This window comes from Novosphingobium mangrovi, assembly GCF_022818885.1.
Classification (GTDB): domain Bacteria; phylum Pseudomonadota; class Alphaproteobacteria; order Sphingomonadales; family Sphingomonadaceae; genus Novosphingobium; species Novosphingobium mangrovi.
Genome location: NZ_JALHAT010000061.1, coordinates 1 through 21,409, shown reverse-complemented (window position 1 = coordinate 21,409; position 21,409 = coordinate 1). Strand labels below are relative to the sequence as shown.

The 21,409-nt window shown below is 65.6% G+C and carries 12 protein-coding genes; 8 read left to right on the top strand and 4 right to left on the bottom strand.

The features are described 5' to 3' along the window. Positions 1 to 233: 233 nt before the first annotated feature. Positions 234 to 1,157 (bottom strand): hydroxymethylglutaryl-CoA lyase, encoded by a 924-nt coding sequence (locus MTR65_RS18990; protein WP_327194349.1) that lies wholly within the window; start codon positions 1,155 to 1,157, stop codon positions 234 to 236. Between the two features lie 366 nt (positions 1,158 to 1,523). Between MTR65_RS18990 and MTR65_RS18985 the strand changes: the two genes are divergently transcribed. After that, positions 1,524 to 3,980, top strand: a complete 2,457-nt coding sequence (locus tag MTR65_RS18985; RefSeq protein ID WP_243802962.1) for a TonB-dependent receptor — start codon at positions 1,524 to 1,526, stop codon at positions 3,978 to 3,980. Between the two features lie 120 nt (positions 3,981 to 4,100). Beyond that, positions 4,101 to 4,778: a GntR family transcriptional regulator gene (locus MTR65_RS18980; RefSeq protein WP_243802961.1), complete on the top strand. Its 678-nt coding sequence runs from the start codon at positions 4,101 to 4,103 to the stop codon at positions 4,776 to 4,778. Here MTR65_RS18980 and MTR65_RS18975 read toward each other — a convergent pair. Together MTR65_RS18975 and MTR65_RS18970 are read right to left on the bottom strand one after the other, a co-directional pair. Continuing rightward, a complete protein-coding gene (locus MTR65_RS18975; RefSeq protein ID WP_243802960.1) occupies positions 4,775 to 6,328 on the bottom strand; it encodes an MFS transporter in 1,554 nt (517 codons plus the stop codon). The genes MTR65_RS18980 and MTR65_RS18975 overlap by 4 nt on opposite strands. Positions 6,329 to 6,461: 133 nt before the next feature. Next, complete coding sequence (locus tag MTR65_RS18970) at positions 6,462 to 7,499, bottom strand: LacI family DNA-binding transcriptional regulator (protein ID WP_243802959.1); 1,038 nt, start codon at positions 7,497 to 7,499, stop codon at positions 6,462 to 6,464. Between the two features lie 356 nt (positions 7,500 to 7,855). On the opposite strand from MTR65_RS18970, the gene MTR65_RS18965 reads away from it, so the two are divergent. From MTR65_RS18965 to MTR65_RS18945, 5 genes are all read left to right on the top strand, one after another. Beyond that, positions 7,856 to 10,552: a TonB-dependent receptor gene (locus MTR65_RS18965; protein ID WP_419145066.1), complete on the top strand. Its 2,697-nt coding sequence runs from the start codon at positions 7,856 to 7,858 to the stop codon at positions 10,550 to 10,552. 146 nt (positions 10,553 to 10,698) lie between these two features. After that, complete coding sequence (locus MTR65_RS18960) at positions 10,699 to 12,540, top strand: alpha-amylase family glycosyl hydrolase (protein WP_243802963.1); 1,842 nt, start codon at positions 10,699 to 10,701, stop codon at positions 12,538 to 12,540. A 52-nt stretch (positions 12,541 to 12,592) separates the two neighbouring features. Continuing rightward, a complete protein-coding gene (locus tag MTR65_RS18955) occupies positions 12,593 to 14,251 on the top strand; it encodes an alpha-amylase family glycosyl hydrolase (RefSeq protein ID WP_243802957.1) in 1,659 nt (552 codons plus the stop codon). A 2-nt stretch (positions 14,252 to 14,253) separates the two neighbouring features. Then, on the top strand, positions 14,254 to 16,320 hold the full coding sequence (locus MTR65_RS18950; RefSeq protein ID WP_243802956.1) for a glycoside hydrolase family 97 protein: 2,067 nt from the start codon (positions 14,254 to 14,256) through the stop codon (positions 16,318 to 16,320). Positions 16,321 to 16,569: 249 nt separating this feature from the next. After that, on the top strand, positions 16,570 to 18,366 hold the full coding sequence (locus MTR65_RS18945; protein WP_243802955.1) for a DEAD/DEAH box helicase: 1,797 nt from the start codon (positions 16,570 to 16,572) through the stop codon (positions 18,364 to 18,366). 375 nt (positions 18,367 to 18,741) lie between these two features. On the opposite strand, the gene MTR65_RS18940 is transcribed toward MTR65_RS18945, so the two are convergent. Beyond that, on the bottom strand, positions 18,742 to 20,622 hold the full coding sequence (locus MTR65_RS18940) for an ABC-F family ATP-binding cassette domain-containing protein (RefSeq protein WP_243802954.1): 1,881 nt from the start codon (positions 20,620 to 20,622) through the stop codon (positions 18,742 to 18,744). A gap of 199 nt (positions 20,623 to 20,821) precedes the next feature. Here MTR65_RS18940 and MTR65_RS18935 point away from each other — a divergent pair. Further along, positions 20,822 to 21,409: HlyD family secretion protein (locus MTR65_RS18935; RefSeq protein WP_243802953.1), on the top strand; the 588-nt coding region annotated here is incomplete at its 3' end.

The following is a 21,409-nucleotide window of genomic DNA, read 5'->3' as shown; positions in this document are numbered from 1 at the left end:
ACGGCGTCTTGTGACGGAAAAACGAGCCGTCTTCCTGGTTGAACAGCAAAAGGTCGGTGAAGGTGCCGCCAACGTCGACACCCAAACGATAGGTCATGTGTTTCACCTTGTTCGGAGACTATGCGCCAGCGAATAGGCCGCATGTCGGGGGAATATGAAAACGACTGGCGCACAAACATCCGCCAGGCGGAGGTTCACCTCACCTATCGGATACGTTTGCGCGGCGATCATGCTCAGGCCTCAGCCGCTTCGATCGGCTTGGGAAAGGCAGGCGCGCGGGCGACCATGGAGGGCAGGGTGCGCTCCATGACCGTGGCAAGCCACTGGTTTGCCTCGACAAGCTTGCCAAGATCCATGTCGGTCGCGACGCCCGCGCGGTGGAGCATGTAGACCACGTCCTCGCTGGCGACGTTGCCGGCCGCGCCGGGGGCGAAGGGACAGCCGCCCAGGCCTCCCAGGGCGGCATCGACGACGCGTGCGCCAGCGTCCACCGCCGCCCAGACATTGGCGATGCCGGTGCCGCGGGTGTTGTGGAAATGGACGCGCACAGGGATCGGGCCAATGGCGTCGCCAACGGCGCGTACGAGGCGGGAGACGTGGGCCGGATCGGCCACACCGATGGTGTCGGCCAGCGCGATCTCGACCGGGTCGGCCTCGGCCAGTTTGCGGGCCATCTCGACGACGTGATCCTCGGCAATCTCGCCCTCGAAGGGGCAGCCGAACGCGGCGCCGATGGTGGCCTGGCCGCGCAGGCCCGCATCCTGGGCCATGGCGATGAGGCCCTTGGCGGCGTCGACCGATTCGAGGCTGGTCTGGCCCTGGTTGGCGATGGCGAAGCGGTCCGAGGCCACACAGACGGCGCCAAGTTCATGGATCCGTCCCGTCGCAATGGCGCGCTCGCCACCCTTCGCGTTCATGACAAGGCCGGTGTAGAGAACGCCTTCGACTTCGGGCAGTCCAGCGCAGACCTCGGCCGCATCGGCCATCTGGGGCACGCGGCGCGGGTTCACGAAACTGGTCACCTCGATACGGCGCGCACCGGCCTCGATGGCGCGGCGCACCAGTTCGAGCTTGTTCTGCGTCGAGACCAGCGTTTTTTCGTTCTGCAGACCGTCGCGCGGGCCTACTTCCATGAATTCAATCGACTTTGCCGTCACGCGGATCGGGCCTTTCCTTGGGACTTTCCTTGGCTCCGGGGCCTGGAGTGCATTGCGTTTGCAGACCGCTGGGATGGGCTGAGAGATGGCCGGCGGAGCCTTTTCGTCTCTCCCCTTGAGGTCATTTCAAAACTGTACACGAAATGGAGAGGGTGGTCCATACGCGAGCGCCTGCCTTGCCCGATATCAAGCCGGAATTTGGATTTTTGTGCGTAGTTCTGAGTTGGCTTGAGGCGTGCCTGAATATTTTTGTGTACAAAGATGTAATTCGCAGTCACCTTGATGCGGCCAAGAGCCGAAACCGGCCGGGCGCTCGATGATATGTTTGCAAAGTAAGACAATTCGAGGTTCAGGGGAAATCATCAGATGCAGCACAAGAAGGTAATTCTTCTCGCAGGTGTCGCACTTGGCGTTGTCGGCGCCAATCCGGTCGCGGCGCAGTCTACTTCTTCGGGCGCGGAACTGATCGGTAATCAGATTACCGTCACCGCGCGCCGCCAGAACGAGAGCCTGAGCGACGTGCCCGCCTCGGTCACGGTGCTGACCGGCGCGGACCTGGAGGCCAAGGGCATCGTCACGACCGAGCAGGCGATTGCCTCGACGCCGGGCGTTACGATCGTCTCCAACGCCGCGCAGGTCGGCGATGCGCAGATCAACATTCGCGGCGTCAACGGCGCGCGCGATGCGGAGAACAACGTCGCGCTGGTGGTTGACGGCATCCTCAAGACCAACACGGCGGCGGTCAACCAGTACCAGGGCGCGCTCCAGCAGTTCGAGATCCTCAAGGGCCCGCAAGGTGCCTACTACGGACGCGGCGCGACGGCAGGCGTGATCGTGATGACGACGAAGGCGCCCTCCGACCGGCTCGAGGCCGAAGGGCGCGCTTATTGGGCGACGCAGGACAGCCAGCTTCTCGAGGGTTCGATCTCGGGTCCTCTGGGGGGCAACACCGGCTTTGTCCTGTTCGGCCAGTACCGCGCGACCGACGGCTTCTACACCAACACGGGGCCCGATCCGCGCACGCGCGGCAAGACGATCGACCAGTACGAAGGCTGGGGCTTGGGCGGACGCCTGTTGTCCGAGCCGACCGACCGGCTGAGCCTTGATGCCAAGTTTCGCTACAACAAGATCGAGGCCGCGGCGCTCAACTACAACGCGGCTTTCGAAATGCCCGACTTCGCAAGCGCGCTGGGCATCCCGGAATACTATCAGGACGTGAACACCGCGCGTTTCGAGTGGCAGCGCAACGTCCCCTCGATCGACAACCTGCGCACGATCGAGGCGTCGCTCAAGGCGGACTACGCCTTCGATGGGGCGAAGCTGACGACCTGGGTGTCCTTCTCGGATATCGACGAGACGTTCTATGCCGACACGACCGCCGCCTCGTTCGGGCGCTTCAACGGTCAGGATGCGTGCATCGCCTCGACCGCAGCGCTTTACGATGCAGGCGTGGTGCTGGCGCCGCCGCTCTACCTTGCGCCGACGCCCGGCGGCTCGACGCTCGGTGCCTACAGCCCGACCGCCTGCGACGGTATCCAGGTGACCTTGCGTGACCAGCGCGACATCAGCGCGGAAATCCGGCTCGCTTCGGACACAAGTGCGCCTCTGCAGTGGTCGGTCGGGGCCTATTACCTCCACATCAACCGCCACTATGCAACCGCGCTCAATGAGGATGACGGCGGGCCGGTCAATTCCAACCTCTACAACGCGCCGGGTACGCCCAACCAGACCTCGCAGCTCTTCAACGACCGTTTCAAGACCAATGTCTATGCTGGCTTTGGATCTCTGGAGTGGAGCCCGACGCAAGCCCTGACCCTGTCGGGCGCGCTGCGCTTCGACCGAGAGGAGCGCACCGTCACTCCGCTCGTCCCCGATGTCACCGATCCCATCACCGGGGCCTCGATCAATCCGGGCTACGATGTGGGTACGCTGGAGTTCCAGAAGAGGGCCTACGAGCAGCTCCAGCCCAAGGTCACCTTGCGCTACGCGTTCACGCCCGACATCAACGTCTATCTGGACTATGGTGTGGGCTTCAAGGCGGGCGGCTTCAACAGCCAGGGCAGCGCCGCGCTGATCGACACCTACTACAACGACCTCCTAGGCTCGAACCTCGCCATCGACGATGATTACAAGAAGGAGGTCAGCCATGCGCTGGAGGCGGGCTTCAAGATTGGCCTGGCCAATGGCGATGTGCAGATCAACGGCGCGGTCTATCGCAACATTGTCGAGGACATGCAGTTCTTCGAGTTCTACACCGGCACCTTCGGCATCCTGCGCGTCGTCTCCAACATCGACAAGGTGCGCCTGATGGGGGCGGAACTGGGCGTGGTGTGGAAGGTCGCTCCGGGCTTCACGCTCGATGCAGGCGGCAACGTCCTCGACAGCAAGATCATCACCAACTCGGTGCGGCCCGATACCGAAGGCAACAAGTCGCCCTATTCGGCCGACTATACCCTGAACCTGGGTGCCTCGGTGATCCAGCCGGTCAGCGACAGCGTCGATTTCACCTTCCGTGCGGATTACCGCCTGACCGGGCCGACCTGGTTCCACGTCGTGCAGGATCAGCAGCGCCGGACAATCTTCGACGTGTTCTATCCCGGGCTTGGCACGGCGGACTATTCGCAGACCCGGCGCGATGCCTATGGCATCGTCAATCTGCGCGCCGGGCTGAAGGGTGAAGGCTGGCACCTCACCGGCTTCGTGAACAACTTCTTCAAGAAGCGCTACCTGGAAGAGGTGATCCCGGCGCCCGAGTTCGGCGGCGCGTTCCTGACGCCGGGCGCTTTGCGCCAGATCGGTGTGGAAGCGGGCTTCAGCTTCTGACAGGGCGCTGTTGGGCGGGCGGCGCGCGCACTTTGCGCGTTGCGCTGCGCGCCCCACCGGCGCTAGGAAGCCCGCCGGTTTACCAAGTGGAATGCCGGGCGCACGCACCGGGAGTTGAACATGGCCAAGACGTCAGAGCAGGTATATCGCCAGATCCGCGCAGGTATTCTGGCAGGTGATTTCGAGCCGGGCATGTTCGTGCCCGAAGACGAGTTTGCCAGTTACTGCGGGACCTCGCGCACGCCCGTGCGCGAGGCGATTGCCCGCCTTGTCTCCGAAACCTTGCTGCAGCGTTCGGGTACGCGGCGGGTGTTCGTGCCGCTGTGGTCCGATGGCGAGGTGGAGGAGCTCTTCACCCTGCGTGCCAAGCTTGAGGCCCACTGCGCCGAGCGCGCGGCCGAACTGATCACGCCTGACGAGATCGCGGAGCTGCGCACCCACGCCGACTTCATCGATGCGGCACTGGGTGGGGAGGCCGATATCCCGGGCTTCGTGGAAGGCAACCGGCGTTTCCACGCGACCTTGCTGGCCGCCGCGCGCTCCGAGCCGCTCAACCAGATGATGCGGATCATCGTCAACCAGGTGATCATCCACCGCACGGCCGAGCGCTACAACGTCTCGGACCTCGAACAGAGCCAGCGCGACCACCGTGATCTGATTGCGGCCTTTACCGCGCACGACATTGCCTGGGCGGGCGCCATCGCGCGCAACCACATCCGCCGCGCCGCCCATGCCTATCGCCTGCGCGCGAACGAGGCGGCGACACGCGGCGCGCACTTCACCGAGGATATGGACTAGGAGGCCGCGCGGCCTCGGTCGGGATCTACGCGAAGCGCAAGCAGCGCGGCAAGTGCCAGCGTTCCCGCAGCAAAGGCCATCGTCCAGATCGGGGCCTCCGGGAAGAAGGCCTTCATCACCGTCCCCATGACCGTCGCGACAAGCAGTTGTGGAAGGACTACGAAGACGTTGAAGAGGCCCATGTAGACGCCCAGCTTGGCCTGCGGCAGGTGGCTGGCGAGGATGGCGTATGGCATCGCGAGGATCGAGGCCCAGGCGATGCCGATGCCGATCTCGCAGGCGATCAGCCAGGCGGGATCGCGCACCACAAGGAAACCTGTAAAGCCCAGCGCGCCTGCAAGCAGGCAGAGCGCGTGGGTGCGCACCTTGCCCAGCCGGGCGGACAGGAGCGGAAGGACCAGCAGTGCGGCAAAGGCTGCAACCCCGTTGTAGACTGCGAAGAGCACGCCGACCCAGTTGCCCGCTTCCTGGTAGGCCGGATCGAGCGGTGAGGCGGCGCCAAAGTGGGTGCTAGCCACCACAGGTGTCGTGTGGATCCACATGATGAAGAGCGCCGACCAGCTGAAGAACTGGACGAGAGCCAGGCGCTTCATCAGGGGCGGCATTCCGGCAAAGTCCCCCACGATCCCTGTGAGCATCGAGCTTTCCTTGCCGTGCCGCGCGCGCCGGGCCGCAAGGTTTACCGCCAGGCCGTAGGCGGCAAGGAGCGCGGCGAGGAGGTAGACTTCCTTTTCGAGGCTCCAGTGCCAGACGGCGAGGGCCAGCGCGGCGCCAAGGCCGATCCAGGCGAGCCCCGTCGTGGGCTTGCGTGCCGCAAGCGCGCTTAGGGTCGCGGGCGCGCTTCCAAGCGGTTCGCTTGCGACAAAGGCGCGCATGTCCTCGGGCGTATATTCACGGGTGGAGAGTACGGTCCACAGTACCGCGATGACAAGCAGCGCGGCCCCAGCCTGGAAGCTGATCCGGACCGTGTCGGGAATTACGCCGTCTGCGGCGACATTTGCAACGCCCAGGTGATCGAGGAGGTAGGGGAAGAGCGAGCCCACGACCGCGCCTGCACCGATGAAGGCGGTCTGCACGCCATAGCCCGCCGTGTGCTGGTCGCGGCGCAGCATGTCGCCGACAAAGGCACGGAACGGTTCCATCGAGACATTGAGGCTGGCGTCGAGTGTCCAGAGCAGGAGGGCTGCCATCAGGAGGCTCGTGCTGCCGGGCATCGCAAGCAGCGAGGCGGCCGCCAGAACCGCGCCGGCGAGGAAATAGGGCCGCCTCCGCCCGAGCCTGCCGAACCAGGTGCGGTCCGAAAGATGGCCGATGACGGGCTGGACGAGGAGACCCGTCATCGGCGCGGCCACCCAGAGTGCGGGCAGGTCATCGATGGACGAACCCAGCGACTGGAAGACCCGGCTCATGTTCGCGTTCTGGAGCGCGAAGCCGACCTGGATGCCGAAGAAGCCGACGCTGATGTTGCACAGGCCCAGCCAGCCCTGGCGGGGCTTTTCAATCAGTGCGGTGGGTTCTCCGGGCGATCCGGCCTCGCTGCGTGTGGCCATCTGGCCGTCCTTTCCCATCTCGTCTGCCGATGGTCTGCCACCGTGCGCTTCAGGCCCTTGGCCTTTGCACGAGCCGGGGTCTGCGGCAATCACGCATACGAATACGCGGCGCAGTTCTGGGTCCGTTTCGAAGCTAACGGGGCGTCGTGCTTTCGCGCACGATCAGCCGGGTCCCGATCAGCGGGGAGGGCGGAGCGCGCTCCTCGATCCGGGCGAGGAGCGCGTCGATCAGCCGCTCACCTGCGGCACGCATGTCCTGCGCGATGGTGGTGAGGCCGGGCGAGGCCATGGCTGCGGCGGGCAGATCGTCGAAGCCGATCACGGCCACGTCCTCGGGGATGCGCTTTCCCGCGGCTCGCAGCGCCGCCATGGCGCCCAGCGCAATGAGGTCGCTGGCCGCAAAGACCGCGTCGAACTGGGTGCCCGCATCGAGGATGTCCTGCATGGCCGCACGGCCCAGGTCCTCGTGGCTGATGGTGTCGCGCCGGAGGGCATCGTCGGGCGCGATCCCGGCCGCATCGAGCGCCTCGCACAGTCCGCCATAGCGGTCCGCGAACTCGGGGTAGTGCTCATCCGCCTGGCCGAGGAAGGCAATGCGGCGATGCCCCAGGTCCAGCAGGTGCTCGCCTGCCATCCGGCCCGCCTGCACGTTGTCCGAACCGATCGCGGCGCCAAAGGCCGGATCGTCGACCGCGCCCCAGCGCACGAAATGCGTGCCGTGCTCGACCAGATCGCGCAGGCGGCTGCGGTAGAGCGTGTAGTCGCCGTACCCCAGCAGGATCAGCCCGTCGGCGCGGTGGCTGTCGAGATAGCGCACGTGCCAGTCGTCCTCCATGCGCTGGAAGGAGATGAGGAGGTCGAGCCCGCGCTTGGCGCTGTGCCGCGTGATCGCGCCGAGCATGGCGAGGAAGAAGGGGTTGATCTTGGAATCGCCGGGGGTGTCTTCCTCGAAGAAGAGAAGCGCAATGGTGTTGGTCCGCTTGGAGCGCAGCGAGGAGGCGTTCTTGTCGACCGAGTAGTTCAGTTCGCGCGCAATGGCCTCGATGCGCTTTCGGGTCGCTTCGCTGATCGACGGGCTGCCGCGTAGCGCCCGGCTGACGGTCGGCTGCGAGACGCCCGCCCGGTAAGCGATGTCGAAGCTCGTTGGCCGGTTGGAAGGCTTTCGCCCCATATAGTCCTCCCTCTCCCCTGGCGCTCTCATGCTGCGCACAATGGCGGCGTTCGGTCGGGCCTTGTGGCGCGGATTTCCGGGCGATCACGCAGTCTTGCGTATGTTGCCCGGCTACCACGGTGCGAGGCCCCGCTCGCTCTACGTATACGTATGCCATATTATGCGTAACCAATCCCGCGTCTATGCCGAAGGCAGGAAATGAGTCGCGCCGTCTTTGAAGCGCACTCGCCCTTGGGAGCGGACACCGCAATCGGTCTTCAGAACCGTTACGCGGTAGTGGGAGGTAACAGGGAATGCATTTTCGTACGTACACTGCGAGCAAGGTCGCGATCTCGCGCGGCGCACTGGTCGCCGCGATGTTGGCCGCCATGCCCGGCACGGCGCTGGCGCAGGAGGCGGCCGAGCCGCTCACGGAGGAAGGCGCGATCATCGTCACCGGCTACCGCGCCAGCCTGGCGAGCGCGGTGGGCGAGAAGCGCGAGGCCGAGCAGATCGTGGAATCGATCTCGGCCGAAGACATCGGCAAGCTGCCCGATGCTTCCATCGCGGAATCGATCGCGCGCCTGCCGGGCCTGACCTCGCAGCGCGTCAACGGGCGCTCGAACGCGATCTCCATTCGCGGCTTTGCGCCGGACTTCTCGACCACGCTCCTCAACGGGCGCGAACAGACTTCGACCGGCGACAACCGCGCGGTCGAGTATGACCAGTACCCTTCCGAGATCGTCAACGCGGTCAATGTCTACAAGACACCGATGGCCAGCCTCATCGGGCAGGGCCTCTCCGGCACGGTCGACATGCGCACGGTACGCCCGCTCGATGGCACCAAGCGCATCGTCAGCGTCGGTGCGCGCGGGACCTACACCGATCAGGGCAAGCTCAATGCAGGGTCCTCGGACACAGGGTTTCGCATGAACGCGCTCTATGTCGACCAGTTCGCGAACGACACCCTGGGTATCGCGCTTGGTGCCAGCTACCTGGATGAGCCCTACCAGGTCGAGGAATTCAACGCCTGGGGCTACGCCGATGGGCCTGACGGCAACCGCGTGATCGGGGGCTCGAAGTCCTATGTGACCTCGACCAAGCTCAAGCGCCTCGGGCTCAACGGGACGCTGCAATGGCGCCCGTCCCCCAACTTCACCTCGACGCTCGATGCGTTCTATTCCGACTTCAAGGACGACCAGTTCAAGCGCGGGATCGAATTGCCGCTGTTCTGGTCGGGGGCCTCGCTCCAGGACGATTACAGCGCCTCGGACGGTCTCATCACGCAAGGGGCCTTCGACGATGTGAAGGGCGTGCTGCGCAACGACGCGTTCCAGCGCCACGCCAAGCTCTACTCGTTCGGGTGGAACAACACCTGGAAGGGCGACGATGGCTGGAACGCCGTTGCCGACGTCAGCTATTCGCGCACCGACCGCAACGAACTCGTGGTCGAGACCTACTCGGGCACGGGCCGCGCGGGCGAGGGGGCGACGGACACGATCGGCTTTTCCAGTTCCTCGGGCGGGACGGTGTTCACCCACCAGCTCGACTACGCCGACTACGACCTGATCCAGCTGACCAGCCCCCAAGGCTGGGGCGGCACGCAGATCGGGCCGGACGGGACGACCATCACCGGCGGGCAGGACGGTTACTACAACGACCGCAAGATCCGGGACGAGCTGTGGCAGCTGCGCCTCGAGGTCGCCAAGGAGATTGATCGCGGGCCCCTGCGTTCGGTGCAGGCCGGGCTCAACTACACCACCCGCTCCAAGCGGCTGGTGCCCGAGGAGTATTTCCTGGGCCTTGCCGCCAACACCGATGGCACGGTCTCGGTCCCGATCCCCGAGGACGCGCGTCTGGGCGCAACCGACCTCGACTACCTCGGGCTGGGCTCGATGGTCAGCTACGATCCGGTCGCGCTGGTCGATGCCGGGCTCTACAACCTTGTCGCCAACCCCTACGGCGACGTGGTGGTCAAGGCCTACGCCATCCGCGAAAAGATCATGACCGCCTATACCCAGGCGAACATTGATGCGGAGATCGGCTCGGCGCATCTGACCGGCAATGTGGGTGTGCAGGCCAACTGGGTCGACCAGAACTCGAAGGGGGCGACGGCGGTGTACCTGGGAACCAACGCCAATGGTTCGCCCGACATCGGCGCTTCAGAGCGTAACGAGAGCACCGACTACCTTGATGTGCTGCCCAGCCTCAACCTCTCGCTGCGTTTTCCGAGCGACTTCGTGATCCGCTTTGCCGCGGCGCGCGAGATCATTCGCCCGCGCCTCGACGATATGCGCGCTTCGCTCAGCTGGGGCTACACCGTCACGGGTGACGTCGCACAGGTGACCGGCTCCTCGGGCAATCCCGATCTTCGCCCTTGGCGCGCCAACGCCATCGACCTCACCTTCGAGAAGTACTTTGCGACCAACGGCTATATCGCCGCCCAGTTCTACTGGAAGGACCTGAAGAGCTACGTCTACAACCTGGACGTGACTGTGCCGACGTCAGTGCTGGCGCTGCCGAGCCCGGGCGAGGGCATCACGATTGCGCCCTACGCTCAGCTCAATGTTCCTGTGAACGGGGAGGGCGGCAAGCTCTACGGTGTGGAAGTGGCGGCAACGCTTCCCTTCGAAACCTTCGTCGAGGCGCTGGAAGGTTTCGGCGTGACGGGCTCTGTTGCCTATACCAGGACGAAGATCTCCCCGGTGCCGGGCGGCGCTTCGGAGGACCTGCCTGGCTATTCCAAGTGGGTGGCCAACGGCACGGCCTACTTCGAGAAGGCGGGCTTCAGCGCGCGCGGCTCTGTGCGCTATCGTTCGACCTTCGTGGGCGAGGTTTCCGGCTTCGGGGCGGCCCGTGTGCGACGCCGTGCGGCCTCGGAGTTCATCGTCGATGGGCAGCTTGGCTATGAGTTCCAGCCGGGCAGCGCTCTGGAGGGGCTTTCGCTCTACCTCCAGGGACAGAACCTGACCGACGAGCCCTTCATCACCGCCAATCCCGGCGATGCGCGCCAGGTGATCGACTACCAGAGCTATGGACGCCGGTTCCTCGCCGGGTTCACCTACAAGTTCTGAGCGTTTCGGCCGCAAGGCCCAGGCTGGCTCCTCCCGGACCGGACCTTGCGGCCACACCTCGGGGGTGGGACCGTCCGATTGAACGTCCCGGTCGGTTTCACCCCTGACCCGCTTTCACGCCCGCGATTCCCTTCGAGGAGGCCATGATGATCCGAGCTACGACACTGGCCCTTGCGGCTTCAGGCCTGGCACTGCTGTCCAGCGCTGGGCATTCGCGGGACGCGGAGCCGTCCGACGCATTGGCCGCCTTGCGCGCCCGCCCGCCCGAGCAGGACGTGATCTACTTTGTCCTGCCCGACCGCTTCGAGAACGGCGATCCGGCCAATGATCGGGGTGGCTATGCAGGGGACAGGCTCGCGACGGGCTTCGATCCGGCTGACAAGGGCTTCTACCACGGCGGCGACTTGGCGGGACTGACTTCGCGGCTGGATTATATCCAGGGCCTGGGCGCCACTGCGATCTGGGTTGGCCCGGTCTTTCGCAACAAGCCGGTGCAAGGCGCCTCAGGCCAGGAGAGTGCCGGCTATCACGGCTACTGGATCACCGACTTCACCACGGTCGACCCACACCTTGGCACCGAGGCCGAGTTCGCCGCCTTCGTGAACGCCGCCCACGCGCGCGGCATGAAGGTCTACATGGACATCATCATCAACCACACGGCCGACGTCATTACCTATGCCGATGGCGATGAGAGTGGTTATGCCTACCGCAGCAAGGCGGCCTATCCCTTCTCGACCCGAGGTGCAGCTCGGGGGACGCCGATCAACCCGGGCTTTGCCGGAGACCACGATCGGGCACCTGCCAACTGGGCGAAGCTGACCGATCCCGGCTTTGCCTATGCCCCGCGCGTGCCCGAGAGCGAACGCGCGGCGAAGACCCCGAAGTGGCTCAACGATCCGATCTACTACCACAACCGGGGCGATACCGACTGGACCGGGGAGAGCGCGCAGTACGGCGATTTCATCGGCCTCGATGACCTCGCGACCGAACATCCGCGCGTTGTCGAGGGGATGATCGAGATCTACGGCGCCTGGATAGAGCGCTATGGCATCGACGGCTTCCGGATCGATACCGCCCGGCACGTGAACGCCGAGTTCTGGCAGGCTTTCGTCCCCGCCATGGAGGAGCGCGCACGACAGGCGGGCATTCCCAACTTCCACATCTTCGGCGAAGTCGCGACCGAGCGCTACGATCCGGCTCTGCTTGCGTCCTGGACACATGCGGCCCAATTTCCCGCCGTGCTCGATTTCGGCCTGATGTACGCGGTGATTCATGCTCTTTCGGCAGGTGGCGGCCAGGCCGAGCTGGCCAGGATGCCGATGGACGATACGCTGTACGCGGGGGGAGCCTCGGCGGCCAACCGCCTGCCCACGTTCCTGGGTAACCACGATGCGGGCCGGATCGCGATGCTTCTGGAGAAGGCGAACCCCGGCATATCGCGCGAAGAGCTTCTCGCGCGGGTGAAGCTCGCCCACGCGCTGCTGCTGAGCTTGCGCGGCGTACCCACGATCTATGCAGGCGACGAGCAGGGCTTTGTCGGCACTGGCGGTGACAAGGAGGCGCGTCAGGACATGTTCGCCTCGCAGGTCACAGCGTTCAACACGCAGGACCTGCTGGGCTCCGATGCGACGAGCGCTGAGGCCAATTTCGATACGACGCATCCACTCTATCGCGTCATTTCGCAGCTGGCGCAGCTGCGTGCGCGCACACCGGCGCTGCAGAGCGGCGCGACACGGCTGCGGGCTGCGTCCGAGACTGCACCCGGGCTCTTCGCGCTCTCGCGTTTCGATCCGCGCGATAGCCATGAAATTGTTATGGTTTTCAACACCTCGGGACAGGCTTTAGAGGCTATGGTCGCAGTCGATCCAAACTCAGTGCAGTTCCGCGAGGTCGCGGGCCACGGCTGCGCTACAAAATCGATTGCAGCGGGAAGTCTTCCCATCACGCTGGCGCCCTTCGGCTTCGCCCTGTGCGAGGCCCTGCGCTAGTTCCTGGCGGACTTCGACGCACGGCGAGATGCGAAAAGGGATACTGCGCAGCATGACGACCCCTGTGGCAAAGCAAACCGACCGCGAAGCCGGTGCCTGGTGGCACGGTGCGACGATCTACCAGATCTACCCGCGCAGCTTCATGGACAGCAACGGCGATGGCGTGGGGGACCTGGCGGGCATCACGCAGCGCCTCGATCACGTGGCGCGCCTGGGTGTCGAAGGGATCTGGATTTCCCCGTTCTACACCTCGCCCATGGCGGACTTCGGCTATGACATCGCCGACTATTGCGACGTCGATCCGATCTTCGGGACGCTCGCGGATTTCGATGCCCTGGTCGCGCGCGCCACAGAGCTGGGCCTCAAGGTCATCGTCGATCAGGTCTACGCGCATACCTCCGATGCGCATCCCTGGTTCGTGGAGAGCCGCGCGTCGCGCCGCAACTCGCATGCCGACTGGTACGTCTGGGCAGACCCCAAGCCCGACGGTTCTCCGCCCAACAACTGGCAGTCCGTCTTCGGCGGTCCGGCCTGGTGCTGGGACGCGCGTCGCGGGCAGTACTACCTGCACAATTTCCTGAAGGAGCAGCCCCAGCTCAACGTCCATAATCCCAAGGTGCAGGAAGCGCTGCTGGATGTGGCGCGCTTCTGGCTGGAGCGGGGCGTCGCGGGCTTTCGGATCGATGCGCTCAACTTCACGATGCACGATCCGCTGCTGCGCGACAATCCGCCCGCGCCCGACACCGGCGAGGTGCGCACACGGCCCTTCGATTTCCAGCTCCAGACCTACAACCAGTCACACCCCGATATCCCGCAGTTCATCGAACGGTTGCAGGCGCTGATTGCCAGCTATCCGGGCACCTTCTCGCTCGCCGAAGTGGGCGGGCGCAACGCGCTGGCTGAGATGCAGGAATTCACGCGCGGCCCTGAGCGCCTTGATAGTGCCTACGGCTTCGACTTTCTCTACGCGCCGGCGCTTACCCCGGCGCTCGTCCAGCGGGCGCTCGATGCCTGGGACGGGCCGGAGGTCGCTGGCTGGCCGAGCTGGGCCTTCGAGAACCACGACGCGCCGCGCGCCCTCTCGCGCTGGTGCGCCGATGAGGACACGCGCCCCGCCTTCGCCCGCATGAAGGCGATGCTGTTCTTCGCGCTGCGCGGCAATCTCATCCTCTACCAGGGCGAGGAACTCGGGCTCCTCCAGGATGAGGTCCCCTTCGACTTGCTGCAGGACCCGGAGGCCATCGCCAACTGGCCGCTGACCCTGTCGCGCGACGGAGTGCGCACGCCCCTGCCGTGGGTCGGGGGCGATGCGCAGGGGGGCTTCACGCAAGGCGGATACCCGTGGTTGCCCCTGAGTGGGCAGAACCTCGCGCGGGCAGTCGATGGGCAAGAGGCCGATCCGGCCTCACAGCTCAACCTGACCGCGGACTTGCAAAAAATCCGCAAGGTCTCGCCCGCTTTGCGCGAAGGGACGTGCGCCGTGCTGCTGGCCGATGCGCACCGGCTGGTTTTGCGCCGTAGCTCCAAGAGCCAGAGCGTGCTCGCGGTGTTCAACTTCAGCGAAGCCGCGCAACCTTGGCCTGAAGGCCTGACCGCCCCCGGCCATCTGCTTGCGCATACGAATTTCGACGCCGCCCAATGGACGGGGGAGGGGCGTCTTGACGAACTGCCCCCGCACGCGGCGATCTGGATCGAAGAGGGAGAGAGATAACGATGAAACCGCTGCGCCTTCTGGCCGCCGCCGGACTGGTCCTTGCCACCTTCCATGGGACAGGCGCGAGCGCGTCTGAGCCCATGGAAGTTTCGGCGAGCTCGCCCGATGGAAGCCTGGTCCTTCGGGTGAGGATCGACAACGATGCCCGGCCGGAATGGACGCTCTCACGCAAGGGCAAGCTCCTCGTCGCGCCCAGTCGGCTGGGCTTCATCCTGGCCGACGCTCTTCCCATGGTGCGCGGCTTCTCGATCGCGGGCAGCGAGAAGGCACAGGGCGAAGAGACCTGGGAGCAGCCCTGGGGCGAGCGCCGTTTCGTCCACGACCGGCACAACGAGGTGCTGGTGCGCTTCGTGCAGGCGCAGGAAGACGGCGCACGTCGGATGAACGTGCGCTTCCGCCTCTTCAATGACGGCATCGGCTTTCGCTACGAACTGCCCGAGCAGCCCGCGCTCAAGACCATGCGCATCGCCGAGGAAGCGACGGGCTTCACCATCGCGCCCAAGGGCGAGGCCTGGTGGATCGCGGGCGGGGAATGGAACCGCTACGAGCAGGTCTACCAGCACACCGCCATCGACGCGGTTTCCACGGCGCACACGCCGATCACGATGAAGCTGGAGGACGGCACGCACCTCTCGTTTCACGAGGCGGCCCTCGTCGATTACGCGGGCTATCGCCTACGCCGGGCCGATGGGCAGACCTTCCGGACCGAACTTGCCCCGTCCGCCAATGGCCCCGCCGTCGTGCGCGATCTTCCCTTCGCAACGCCTTGGCGTACGATCCGCATTGCCGAGGATGCGGCGGGCCTTGTCGAGAACGACCTGGAACTCAACCTCAATGAACCCAACAAACTCGGCGACGTCAGCTGGTTTGAGCCGGGACGGTACATCGGCATCTGGTGGGGCATGATCCGGGGCGACTGGACTTGGGGCGAGGGGCCGCGGCATGGTGCGACCACGGCGCGGACGAAAGCCTATATCGACTTTGCCGCCGACAACGGGTTTCGCGGTGTCCTTGTCGAGGGATGGGACGAGGGCTGGAACGGCAATTGGCTCGGCCACGGGCAGGACTTCAGCTTTACCAAGGCCGTGCCCGACTTCGATCTCGACGCAGTGACATCCTATGCCCGCAGCAAGGGCGTGCGCCTCATCGGGCACCACGAGACGGGCGGGAACATCGCCAACTACGAAGCCCAGCTCGACGATGCGATGGCGCTTTACGAGCGGCTGGGCGTCGATGTCGTGAAGACCGGCTACGTGACCGATGCAGGCGGGATCATCGCCGACACCGACCGTTATGGCGAGGCGCCCGGCGCGGTGCGCACCGCCTGGCACGACGGCCAGCGCATGGCGAACCACTACCTCGACGTGGTGAAGGTGGCGGCAAAGCACCATGTGGCCGTCAACACGCACGAGCCGATCAAGGATACCGGACTTCGCCGCACCTGGCCCAACTGGGTCTCGCGCGAGGGCGCGCGCGGCATGGAATACAACGCCTGGGGTGCCTACGCCAACGGCCCCGATCACGAGCCCACGCTGGTCTACACCCGCATGTTGTCCGGGCCGATGGACTTCACCCCGGGCATTCTAAGCCTGACCGGCGCCGAGGGTGTGCCGCTCGCTTCCACGCTGGCCAAGCAACTCGGGCTCTACGTTACGCTCTATTCGCCCATCCAGATGGCGGCGGACTTCATCGAGGAACTGGAGAAGCACCCGCGCGAGATGGACTTCATCTCCAGCGTGCCGACCGACTGGGCGGAGAGCCATCTCCTCGCAGGCGAAGTGGGCGATTACGCGGTCTTTGCCCGCAAGGATCGCAAGAGCGCGCGCTGGTTCGTAGGCGGGGTCAATGATGCGACACCGCGCACGGTGCGCGTCAGCTTCGACTTCCTCGCCCCGGGCACGAACTACACGGCAACGATCTGGAAGGACGGCGAAGGCGCGACGTATCTGGACGGAACGCGCCATTTCATTGCCTACGATACGCAAACGGTGACCAGAGGCGATAGCCTCGACATGTGGATGGCGCCCGGTGGCGGCATGGCGGTGCGGCTGGAGCCAAGTTCCTGAAATGTCGTGGTGTAAAGGGCGACGGGGGGCTCCTTCTCCCTTCGATACGGAGGACCATGCGGTTCATTTCCGGTAGCCGGCCCGGCGCGGAACGGGACAGACCCGATAAAAAATCGCCCGAAAACGAAATTGGGGCGCGCATTGTGGCGCGCTTTCGTCTATGGGGGCGCCGACTGTTTGCCCGATGTGCGGGCCAGCTTCCCGAATCCCCCTGACCGAGAGGCCGCTTTTTGGCGGCATGAACCGTTGATGCCTTCCAATTTTGAACACCTCCCCGAACCTCTTGCAGCCGCGCTGACCGGCCAGGGCTATGAAAAGCTGACCGCCGTGCAGGAGGCTGTCTGCGAAGGGGAAGCGGAAGGCCGCGACCTTCTCGTCTCGGCGCAGACGGGCTCGGGCAAGACGGTGGCGTTCGGCCTCGCCATGGCCGAGCAGATGCTCGCAGCCGAGGACCTGCCCTATGCGCGCACGCCGCTCGCACTGGTCATCGCCCCGACCCGCGAACTGGCACTTCAGGTCAGCCGCGAACTGAGCTGGCTCTACGCCCCCACCAACGCGCGTATCGTGACGTGCGTGGGCGGCATGGACCCGGTGGCCGAGCGCAAGAAGCTGGAGAAGGGCGCCGCGATCGTCGTGGGCACCCCCGGCCGTCTGCGCGACCACCTCGAACGTGGCAAGCTCGACCTCTCCGAGCTGCGCGTCGCTGTCCTCGACGAGGCCGACGAGATGCTCGACATGGGCTTTCGCGAAGACCTCGAGAAGCTCCTCGACGCGACCCCGGCCGAGCGCCGTACGCTGCTTTTCTCGGCGACCATGCCGCGCGGTATCGAGCAGCTGGCTCGCCAGTACCAGAACAACGCGCTGCGCATTTCGACCGTGGGCGAAAGCCGCGGCCATGGCGACATTGCCTACCAGGCGGTGACGGTGTCTCCTTCGGACGTCGAGAACGCGGCGATCAACATCCTGCGCTTCCACGAAGCCGAGACCGCGATCCTGTTCTGCGCGACGCGCGACAAGGTGAAGCACCTGCACGCGCAGCTGGTCGAGCGCGGCTTTTCCGCCGTGGCGCTTTCGGGCGAGCACTCGCAGAACGAGCGTAACAACGCGCTCCAGGCGCTGCGCGGCAAGCGCGCGCGTGTGTGTGTTGCGACCGACGTTGCCGCGCGCGGTATCGACCTTCCTACGCTGACGCTCGTCGTCCACGTCGAGATCCCGCGCGATGCCGAGACGCTTCAGCATCGTTCGGGCCGTACCGGCCGTGCGGGCAAGAAGGGCACCGCTGTCCTGCTCGTGCCGCATTCGCGCCGTCGCCGCGTCGAATACATGCTGCGTGACGCGAAAATCCCGGCCGAGTGGACTGAGGTTCCCGGTCCCGAGGTCATCCGCGCCAAGGATCGTGAGCGCATTATTGATGCGCTGACCGCGCCGCGCGAGATTACCGAGGATGACCGCGAGATCGCCCGTGCCCTCATGGAGAAGGTCCCGGCCGAAGACCTCGCCGCGGCTCTCGTCGCCGCGCAGCGCGAAACGATGCCCCAGCCCGAGGAACTCCTTGGCAAGGTCGAGAAGCCGGGCCGTGGCAAGCGCGGCGAAGGCTTCGAAGATGCCGTGTGGTTCCGTATGAATATCGGCCGCAAGGACCAGGCTGAGCCGCGCTGGGTGCTGCCTGTCGTGTGCCGCCGTGGCCACGTGTCGAGCGATGTCATCGGCCAGATCCGCATTCTCGTGCACGAGACCTTCATCGAGATTCCGGCCGCGATGGCCGATCGCTTCGCCCAGACCGTCGAGAAGACCGCCGGTTCGGACGACGACGACTTCGAGAAGGCCATCCGTTTCGAGCGCTCGGCCGCCCCGCCGCCGGGACGCCCTGGTGGTTTCCGCGGTGGTCCGCGTGGTGGCAACGATGGTCCGCCGCGAAAGGCTCGTCCGTTCAACGGTGGCAAGCCGCCGCGCCGCGATGGCCCGCGCCGCGAAGGCCCGCACCGCGGCGCCTCGAGCCATGGTGGCCACGGTGGTGGTCCGAAGGGCAAGAGCCGCCGGGGCTGATCGCCGCCGCGCGCACTTGAGGAAAAGAAGTGGGCTGGACCACGTGTCCGGCCCTTTTTCGTTGGCTAGCGTCGGACAGGCCTATGTCTAACGCTGGTAAGCTTGCGTTTTCAGCGCCTTGATCCAGGACACTTTAAGGCAGGCGTGATGATCAGTGAGTAGACCTGTGCGGGAATAGGAAGTCTATTTTTCAAGGGGTTATTACCCCTTGACCCCGAAATTGGCGACCTCACCATTCTCCGCGGCGGTCGCGTGCGGACGGTGAGCTCGACAGTTTGGGGAGCCCGAGGGCGATGGCCCTCGGAACTTCCTTCTTTATTTCTATATGCTTACTGGTGTTCGCGGCTGTCCGCACCCGCCTAGGGTTTACAGGCCTCACCCGTTCCCCATGACCTCGTCGAGCGCTTCGCTGGCTTCGAGCCAGGTCATCTCGGCTTCGTCCAGCGCTTCGCTCACTTCGGTGTGCTTCTGCCCGATAGCGCCGAGGCCCAGGCCCTTGAGGTCGCCCTTGGCGCTCGCGGGATCGACCAAGGCTGCGTCGAGTGCGGCGAGCCGGGTCTGGAGGCGCTTCATCGCGGTCTCGGCCTCGGTCACCTTGCGGCGCAGCGCCTTCAGCTCCTCGCGCGCGACTGCGCCGGACTTGCGGGCGGACTTGGCTTCGTTTGCGCGCTGCGGTTCCTCAGCCTTGGGTTGGTTCCGTCCCAGGACGAAGTCGATGTAATCGTCCATCGAACCGTCGTAGGCCCGGGCCTCACCCTTATCGACGAGGACGAGCCGGTCGGCGGCGAGTTCCACCATGTGGCGGTCGTGGCTGACGAGGATGACCGCACCTTCATAGGCGTTGAGCGCCTGGACCAGCGCCTCGCGCGCGTCGACGTCGAGGTGGTTGGTCGGCTCGTCGAGGATGAGCATGTGCGGCGCATCGCGCGTGACGAGGGCCAGCGCCAGGCGCGCCCGTTCACCGCCCGACATGGTGTGCGTGTCCGAAGTCGCCCGGTCGCCCGAGAAGCCGAAGCGGCCAAGCTGGTTGCGCACGGCCTGCGGCGGCTTGTCGGGCATGGCCCGCGTCATCAGTTCGAGCGGGGTCGAACCTTCGGGCAGTTCCTCGACCTGATACTGGGTGAAGTAGCCGATGCGGATGCGCGGCGAGAAATTGGTTTCGCCTTCCATCGGCTCGAGCTGGCGTGCGATCAGGCGCGCGAGCGTCGTCTTGCCGTTGCCGTTGCGGCCCAGAAGAGCGATGCGGTCGTCGGGATCGATGCGCAGGTTGAGCCGGCGCAGGATCGGCTTGCCCTCCTCGTACCCCACGGCCGCCTTGTCGAGTGTGACCAGCGGCGGGCGCAGTTCGTCGGGGCTCGGAAACTCGAAGCGCATCGAGGGATCTTCGGCGAGTGTCGCGATCGGCTGCATCTTGGCCAGCATCTTCGCGCGCGACTGGGCCTGCTTGGCGGTCGAGGCGCGCGCAGAGTTGCGCGCGACGTAATCCGCCAGCTTCTTGCGCTGGGCTTCCTGGCTGGCCTTGGCGGCTTCGGCCTGTGCCGCGCGCTCGGCGCGCAGGCGCTCGAAGCTGTCGTAGGTGCCAGGATAGAGTGTGAGCTTGCCGTTCTGCAGGTGGCAGATGTGGTCGACCACGCGGTTGAGGAGGCTGCGCTCGTGGCTGATGACGATCAGCGTGCCGGGATAGCTGGAGAGGAAGCTTTCCAGCCACAGCGTTGCTTCGATATCGAGGTGGTTCGAAGGCTCGTCGAGCAGCAGCACGTCGGGCTGGGAGAAGAGCAGCGCGGCCAGCGCGACGCGCATCTTCCACCCGCCCGAGAAGCTGTCCAGCGGTTGGCCCTGCATTTCCTCGTCGAAGCCGAGGCCGACGAGGATGCGCGCCGCGCGGGCGGGGGCCGAGTAGGCGTCGATCGCGATCAGGCGCTCGTGGACATCGCCCAGGCGATTGGGGTCGGTGCAGGTCTCGGCTTCGGCGAGCAGCTGGGTGCGTTCGGTGTCGCCGTCCAGCACCGCCTCGAACGGGGTCTTGGTCCCGCTGGGCGCTTCCTGTGCAATGTAGCCAAGGCGCGCGCGGCGCGGCAGATCGACCGAACCGCCATCGGGTTCGAGCTCGCCGATCACGGTCTTGACCAGCGTCGATTTGCCCGCGCCATTGCGGCCGATGAGGCCGACCTTGCCCCCATTGGGAATGGTCGCACTGGCCTGGTCGAGGATGGTGCGGCCCCCAAGGCGCACGGTGATGTCGCGGATCGTCAGCATGGCGGGCCGCGTAGCAGGACCGGGCCGATTTCCCAAGCGGCAGATGGCCTGTCCCCGATGGGGTCGGGCGTGTTGCAGTGCAATCGGGCTGCAAAGACATTCGTCCAATTTGATCTCGCGCGGTTTTCTTAGGGGCTCGGTGGTGGCAGTCTTCCTGTCGGATTGCGGTGCGGAAACGACTCGGGGGTTCGTAAGGGGCATGAAGAAATCGGTCGGAGCCGCGCTGCTGGCGCTTGTCCTTCTGGCGCTCACTCTCTTCTGGTTCCTGGGGCGGGGTGATGACGGGGACGGCGTCCTCGAATTGCATGGCAATGTTGATGTCCGTCAAGTCTCGCTGGCCTTCGAGGAGGCTGGGCGCCTTACCGAGCTGACGGTTGAGGAGGGGGATACGGTGGCCGCCGGAGATGTCGTCGCCCGGCTCGATACCGAGACGCTCGCGTTGCAGGTGCGGCAGGCCGAGGCGGAACTGGCGGCCCGCCGCGCGCAACTCGAGCAATTGCGCAACGGCTCGCGCCCCGAAGAAATCGCTCAGGCCCGTGAGGCTGTGCGCGCGGCGCAGGCTGACGCTGAGCGGACCCGCCAGGACCTTGCCCGAATGCAGCAGGCCAGCGCCGCGACCGAGGGCCGGGCGGTCAGTACCCACGATCTCGATGCGGCAAAGAGCGCGGCCGAGGCCGCGGCGGCGCGCGCTGAGGAAGCCGGACAGGCGCTGGCGCTCGCGCGTAAGGGGCCGCGCGTGGAGCAAGTGGCCACGGCCGCCGCGCAGGTTCAGGCCGCCGAAGCGCAG

Excerpts from the sequence above, each read along its gene's own strand:
- MTR65_RS18985 (WP_243802962.1), top strand. The coding sequence starts at position 1,524 with ATGCAGCACAAGAAGGTAATTCTTCTCGCAGGTGTCGCACTTGGCGTT.
- MTR65_RS18950 (WP_243802956.1), top strand. The coding sequence starts at position 14,254 with ATGAAACCGCTGCGCCTTCTGGCCGCCGCCGGACTGGTCCTTGCCACC.
- MTR65_RS18965 (WP_419145066.1), top strand. The coding sequence starts at position 7,856 with ATGTTGGCCGCCATGCCCGGCACGGCGCTGGCGCAGGAGGCGGCCGAG.
- MTR65_RS18945 (WP_243802955.1), top strand. The coding sequence starts at position 16,570 with ATGCCTTCCAATTTTGAACACCTCCCCGAACCTCTTGCAGCCGCGCTG.
- MTR65_RS18960 (WP_243802963.1), top strand. The coding sequence starts at position 10,699 with ATGATCCGAGCTACGACACTGGCCCTTGCGGCTTCAGGCCTGGCACTG.
- MTR65_RS18970 (WP_243802959.1), bottom strand. The coding sequence starts at position 7,499 with ATGGGGCGAAAGCCTTCCAACCGGCCAACGAGCTTCGACATCGCTTAC.
- MTR65_RS18955 (WP_243802957.1), top strand. The coding sequence starts at position 12,593 with ATGACGACCCCTGTGGCAAAGCAAACCGACCGCGAAGCCGGTGCCTGG.
- MTR65_RS18975 (WP_243802960.1), bottom strand. The coding sequence starts at position 6,328 with ATGGCCACACGCAGCGAGGCCGGATCGCCCGGAGAACCCACCGCACTG.
- MTR65_RS18980 (WP_243802961.1), top strand. The coding sequence starts at position 4,101 with ATGGCCAAGACGTCAGAGCAGGTATATCGCCAGATCCGCGCAGGTATT.
- MTR65_RS18940 (WP_243802954.1), bottom strand. The coding sequence starts at position 20,622 with ATGCTGACGATCCGCGACATCACCGTGCGCCTTGGGGGCCGCACCATC.